6 protein-coding genes are annotated in these 6,128 nt (G+C 46.7%); 1 reads left to right on the forward strand and 5 read right to left on the reverse strand.

The window, feature by feature from the left end; genetic code table 11:
- Nucleotides 1-9 precede the first annotated feature (9 nt).
- The 5 genes from rsmE to metK all read right to left on the reverse strand — a co-directional run bounded on the left by rsmE (nucleotide 10) and on the right by metK (nucleotide 4,541).
- Nucleotides 10-741, reverse strand: a complete 732-nt coding sequence (rsmE, locus tag BIW15_RS21690; RefSeq protein ID WP_005461719.1) for a 16S rRNA (uracil(1498)-N(3))-methyltransferase — start codon at nucleotides 739-741, stop codon at nucleotides 10-12.
- A gap of 124 nt (nucleotides 742-865) precedes the next feature.
- Nucleotides 866-1,561, reverse strand: a complete 696-nt coding sequence (endA, locus tag BIW15_RS21695) for a deoxyribonuclease I (RefSeq protein ID WP_005461720.1) — start codon at nucleotides 1,559-1,561, stop codon at nucleotides 866-868.
- Between the two features lie 119 nt (nucleotides 1,562-1,680).
- Complete coding sequence (locus BIW15_RS21700; protein WP_020835372.1) at nucleotides 1,681-2,178, reverse strand: SprT family zinc-dependent metalloprotease; 498 nt, start codon at nucleotides 2,176-2,178, stop codon at nucleotides 1,681-1,683.
- Between the two features lie 66 nt (nucleotides 2,179-2,244).
- On the reverse strand, nucleotides 2,245-3,042 hold the full coding sequence (locus BIW15_RS21705) for a DUF2189 domain-containing protein (RefSeq protein WP_077281597.1): 798 nt from the start codon (nucleotides 3,040-3,042) through the stop codon (nucleotides 2,245-2,247).
- 344 nt (nucleotides 3,043-3,386) lie between these two features.
- Nucleotides 3,387-4,541 (reverse strand): methionine adenosyltransferase, encoded by a 1,155-nt coding sequence (gene metK, locus BIW15_RS21710; protein WP_005461723.1) that lies wholly within the window; start codon nucleotides 4,539-4,541, stop codon nucleotides 3,387-3,389.
- Between the two features lie 316 nt (nucleotides 4,542-4,857).
- On the opposite strand from metK, the gene BIW15_RS21720 reads away from it, so the two are divergent.
- Nucleotides 4,858-6,128: transketolase (locus BIW15_RS21720; RefSeq protein WP_256857020.1), on the forward strand; the 1,271-nt coding region annotated here is incomplete at its 3' end.

A 6,128-nucleotide genomic window follows, 5' to 3' on the forward strand; every position in this document is an offset into this window, starting at 1 on the left:
TTCTCCGTTTTAACCAAGATCGCCGAAACGAACTTGTAAGGCTGTAATTGCTGTCAGAGCCGCAGTTTCGGTGCGTAGAACGCGCGGGCCGAGTAGCGTCTCTTCAAATTGGTATTCGCGAGTCATGTCGATCTCTTCTGAAGACAAACCGCCTTCAGGGCCGATCAGAAGACGCACTTTCTCTACAGGTGTCGGCAGGGTGTTGATTGAGTATTTTGCACGAGGGTGAAGGTTGAGCTTTAGACCATCGTACTCTTCTTGGCACCATTGTTCCAAGCTCATGATTGGGCGAATTTCTGGTACTACGTTGCGACCACATTGTTCACACGCACTGATCGCAATCTTCTGCCACTGCGCGAGCTTTTTCTCAAAACGTTTTTGATCCAGCTTTACGCCACAACGTTCAGAAATAAGTGGTGTGATGGTATTAACGCCAAGCTCTACTGATTTCTGAATGGTGAACTCCATCTTATCGCCACGTGAAATGACTTGGCCAAGATGTAAGTCGAGAGGGGATTCAATGTTGCTTTCGACGCGCTCAGTCACGTCAACGAGAACGTTCTTTTTACTGACTTCACTGATCACTGCTGGGAACTCTGCGCCACTGCCGTCAAATAATAGAACTTCTTGGCCTTCTTTCATGCGAAGTACTCGGCCGATATGGCCTGCAGCGTCTTCGCTTAAAGCGATGGTGCCAAGTTGATGAATGGTTTCTGGATGATAAATTCGAGGGATACGCATGAGATTTCCAGCAAGAGAATAAACTTAGTTCCTAACATGGATGCTTTCCACCGAAAAAACAAGGGGCAAGAGGCGTTTCGAATGAAGGAAACGCCTCAAACAAAGCTCGGGTGCGCTTGTGTTTTTACAGTGCGCGGCAAGCCTCTTGAACAAACGGGTTGTGGTTACCTTGTACTTTGGCGATGCGCTTGTCACGCTCACATTCCCATTTGTCTACCGGATAGGTTTTGTTCCAAGCACTCATTAGCTGAGTTTGCTGCTTGGAGAGTTTGAATCCGTACTCCTTGCTCATGTACAGGTAAGTACGTGCAATCGAGCCGCGAGCTCTGTCGGGTGGCATTACTTTGCGTTGCTTGAAGTTCACTTGCATGTCGCAGCGGCCATAGCTGACACCATCCATGCCGTTCCATTGGCTGAAGTTGAAGTTAGAACGGTCACCGTTCACCTCACCAACCGCTGGGGTCAGGTTGTGTAAATCCGCTTCCATGAGTTTAAAAGCCGTGTCGTTGCGCGAACAGTTTTTACGCCCACCGCTTTGCCAACACTGGAGCTGGTGGCCGAATTGCCAGGCAGGAACCACATGTTCCCATTCAATGCGAGCTGCGCGTTTTTCTTGTTTGCGAACTTGGTAACCGCAAGAGGCTAAGTCAGGAACGCCTTTTTTGCCTTGCCACTGGATATCACAACCGCAGTAAAAACTGCTTGGGTGGTCTTGATAGATTTTCACCGCTTCACGTTTGGCGGCAGAAAATGAGCTAGGAGGGGCAGAAAAAGCGGAAGTAGAAAGAACAAAGAGAAACAGAGTAAACAAGTATTTCATGATTAAAGTCTTTAAAAAGTATGACTTTAATCATTCTACCACTCAGAGATTGGCTTTCGTAATGAGTCTGTTAATAATAAAAATAAACAAGTGATCGCCGCTGTTTCTCACCGGAGAAATTAAGAAAGTTGAACACCTGTAAAATTCAAAGGCTGGTGGCATTTTTGACAGGAGTAGGTTGCCTCTTTGCGCAGTACTTTATTGTGTCGGCGAATCGAGAGCGGGTAGGTCATGCAGCCGCAACGATATTCAAACGTCTTGCCCTGGACTGAGGTAACTTCAAAGCGGTGTGTGGTGTTGGCAGGAATACCAAATACGGATTCCATGACGCCCCGCCACTCTTTTCCGTGTGGTCGAACTCTGCCGTACACTTGGTAGGTGATTAAGTGGGCGACTTCATGAGGAATTACTTCTTCCAAAAACGCCTGTGGATTTTCTCTAAATAAAATAGGGTTGAGACGAATCTGATTTAATTGAAGGTAGGCTTTTCCCGCTGCTTTGCCGCGAACGTTGAATGTGATGCTTGGGATAGGGAATGAGCGCTTAAATGCCTGCTGTGCCAAAGAGATACAATCAACCATGACTTGCTTGGCTTTATAACTCAGTTCAATGTCCATCCATACTCCGGTGTATTCAATAAAAAGCCCCCGCGTTGGCGAGGGCTGAATCATAGCATTTGTCCGTTAAGGCGTGTGTTTTTTCTTGATGGTTGCATGGTAGGCGTGCCATGTACCGTAGCCGAGAATTGGCATGGTAAACAACATACCGATTCCGTAGGTAGCAAAGCCAATCAAGATACCGCCACAAATAATCGCAGCCCAAACCATCATGGCTGGAATATTGGATTTCACTGCGTTAAAGCTAGTAAACACCGCTGTCATCATGTCGACACGGCGCTCCATCATTAATGGAATCGAAAATGCAGAGATACTAAATACGATACACGCCAACACGAATCCAACCAATGAACCTATGACCAGAAAAGGCAAAAACTCAGTCAGTGGTGCGCCTTGTACGGATGGGTACAACGCGTGGAGCAGCGCAGCGATACGCATCCAGAAAATCATACAGACGGCGAGCAATACTGCGAACGCCCATTGTGAGCTGGAGTTACGACCAATCGCTTTCATGGAATGGAGCAGGCGCGCTTTATGCCCACGTTCTCTCTCCCAACTTGCATCATAAAGACCCAGTGCTAAAAACGGACCTATGAGCATATAGACGATGAGGCTTGGCATCACCACTAAGTGTGTGCCTTGCCATTGCACCAGAAGCACAATACCAATCGCTGCTGCCATAAAACAGATGCCGTAAAAAGCACTGATGAGAGGCATACGTACGAAATCATGTAACCCCAGAGCTAACCAATGAAACGGTGCACTCAGATTGACGGTGTTACACGGAATGGTTCTGGCGTATTCATTATCTGGCACTTCCTTTCGTTTGCTTTGGAAGTCAGATGGATTCACGGTACGAGGCATAACTCCTCCTTGATTAATTCCCACGGTGTCAACGCTTACCAAGGTCGTCAGTACTCGATCATCTCAATGGTTATCTTAAGGAGTACAGTGACTTGGTATCGAGTCATACAAAAGGATGTTTGGTTTACGTGTTTTAATCACGGACTTCACCACGTGAACCTACATCTTATTACTCGGTGTTATATGCATCGAAAAGTGCATTTAACATTATGTTAACTATTGGCGGTGATAGGGGAATTTACAAATAATTGCTGAATTTTTGTTCGGTAAGGAGAGGGAGGAATGTTCGATACAAAAAGCCCCCGCCATAAGGCGAGGGCTTTGTTGATTCTTGCGTGGCTCGATTACTTGATGCCAGCGAAATCGCGTAGAAGCTCAGCTTTATCAGTCGCTTCCCATGGGAACTCTTCGCGACCGAAGTGACCGTATGCTGCTGTCTTCTTGTAGATTGGTTGAAGAAGGTTAAGCATTTCTTGTAGACCGTATGGACGTAGGTCGAAGAATTGACGAACCGCTTCAATGATGATGTCGTGAGATACTTTCTCGGTACCAAACGTTTCAACCATGATAGACGTTGGATCAGCAACACCGATTGCGTAAGAAAGTTGGATTTCACAACGGTCAGCCATACCAGCCGCTACGATGTTTTTCGCTACGTAACGTGCTGCGTAAGCTGCAGAGCGGTCTACTTTCGATGGATCTTTACCAGAGAATGCGCCGCCACCGTGACGAGCTGCACCGCCGTAAGTATCTACGATGATTTTACGACCAGTTAGACCACAGTCACCCATTGGGCCACCGATAACGAAACGACCGGTTGGGTTGATGAAGAAGTTAGTGTCTTTGCTGATCCACTCTGCAGGAAGAACAGGTTTGATGATTTCTTCCATTACAGCTTCACGTAGGTCAGGCGTAGAGATTGAATCACAGTGCTGAGTTGAAAGAACAACAGCATCGATACCGACAATCTTACCTTGGTCGTACTGGAACGTTACCTGAGATTTTGCGTCTGGACGCAACCAAGGTAGTGTGCCGTTTTTACGAACTTCTGCTTGCTTTTCAACAAGACGGTGAGAGTAAGTGATTGGCGCTGGCATGAGTACTTCAGTTTCGTTACATGCGTAACCAAACATGATGCCTTGGTCGCCTGCACCTTGCTCTTTAGGGTCAGCTTTATCAACACCTTGGTTGATATCTGGAGACTGTTTACCGATTGTGTTTAGAACTGCACAAGAGTTCGCGTCAAAGCCCATATCTGAGTGTACGTAGCCGATTTCACGAACGGTTTCACGAGTTAACTCTTCGATGTCAACCCATGCTGAAGTCGTGATTTCACCACCCACCATTACCATACCGGTTTTAACGTAAGTCTCACATGCAACACGAGCCTTTGGATCTTGCTCTAGAATCGCGTCAAGAACCGCATCAGAAATCTGGTCTGCAATTTTATCTGGATGACCTTCTGATACTGACTCAGAAGTAAACAGGTGCTTAGCCATGTTAGCTCCACTATATCTGGTTTAAAACTGAGGAATGATAAACTCCCCAGCGCAAATTAATACTAATATTTGTAGGTGTATCTACATCTAGACGTCTATTCTAATTTTGATTGCTCGAATTACAAGCTCTTTTTTGGTTTTTGTTATAACCAAACGTTTGCTTGAATTATTGATAATTTTTAGAACTTCGATGTATTTGAACTGAAAGGTGCAATATTTGTGAGGTTTTGGGTTGGAAAACGTTTGCACACCCAACTTGGCTTTGAGAGAATTGTGACCTCTTTTTTCGTTTCGCTTAATGTACTCAGGAGCAGACATGTCGTCTCGTAAACATCTTGCCAATGCAATTCGTGCTCTAAGCATGGATGGTGTTCAACAAGCTAACTCTGGCCACCCAGGCGCACCTATGGGTATGGCTGATATCGCTGAAGTTCTTTGGCGCTCTCACCTAAACCACAACCCAGCTAACCCAGAGTGGGCAGATCGCGACCGTTTTGTACTTTCAAACGGCCACGGTTCTATGCTGATCTACTCTCTACTGCACTTGAGCGGTTACGAGCTATCTATTGATGATCTGAAAAACTTCCGTCAGCTTCACTCTAAGACTCCAGGTCACCCAGAGTACGGCTACGCACCAGGCATCGAAACGACAACAGGCCCTCTAGGTCAAGGTATCACGAACGCTGTTGGTATGGCTCTAGCAGAAAAAGCGCTAGCAGCACAATTCAACAAAGAAGGCCACGACATCATTGACCACTTCACTTATGTGTTCATGGGTGATGGCTGTCTGATGGAAGGTATCTCGCATGAGGCATGTTCTCTTGCTGGTACTCTAGGCCTAGGTAAACTGATCGCATTTTGGGATGACAACGGCATCTCTATCGATGGTCACGTTGAAGGTTGGTTCTCTGACGATACACCTAAGCGTTTCGAAGCTTACGGTTGGCACGTAATCCCCGCAGTAGATGGCCATGATTCTGAAGCAATCAACGCAGCGATTGAAGCTGCAAAAGCAGACCCTCGTCCTACGCTAATTTGTACGAAGACTATCATCGGTTTTGGTTCTCCAAACAAATCGGGTTCTCACGACTGTCACGGCGCACCACTAGGCGCTGAAGAAATCGCAGCAGCGCGTGAATTCCTAGGTTGGGAACACCCTGCATTTGAAATCCCTGCTGATGTATACGCAGAGTGGGATGCAAAAGCAGCTGGCGCTGAAAAAGAAGCGGCGTGGAACGCGAAGTTCGAAGCATACGCAGCGGCTTACCCAACAGAAGCATCAGAGCTTAAGCGTCGTCTAAACGGCGAACTTCCTGCAGAGTGGGAAGAGAAAGCAAACCAAATCATTGCTGATCTTCAAGCAAACCCGGCAAACATTGCGTCACGTAAAGCATCCCAAAATGCTCTAGAAGCTTTCGGTCAAATGCTACCAGAATTCATGGGCGGCTCTGCTGACCTAGCGCCTTCTAACCTAACCATGTGGTCTGGTTCTAAGTCTCTAGAAGCGAACGACTTCTCTGGTAACTACATCCACTACGGTGTACGTGAATTTGGTATGACTGCTATTATGAACGGTATCGCACTACA

This window comes from Vibrio sp. SALL6, assembly GCF_002002385.1.
GTDB classification, from domain to species: Bacteria; Pseudomonadota; Gammaproteobacteria; order Enterobacterales; family Vibrionaceae; genus Vibrio; species Vibrio parahaemolyticus.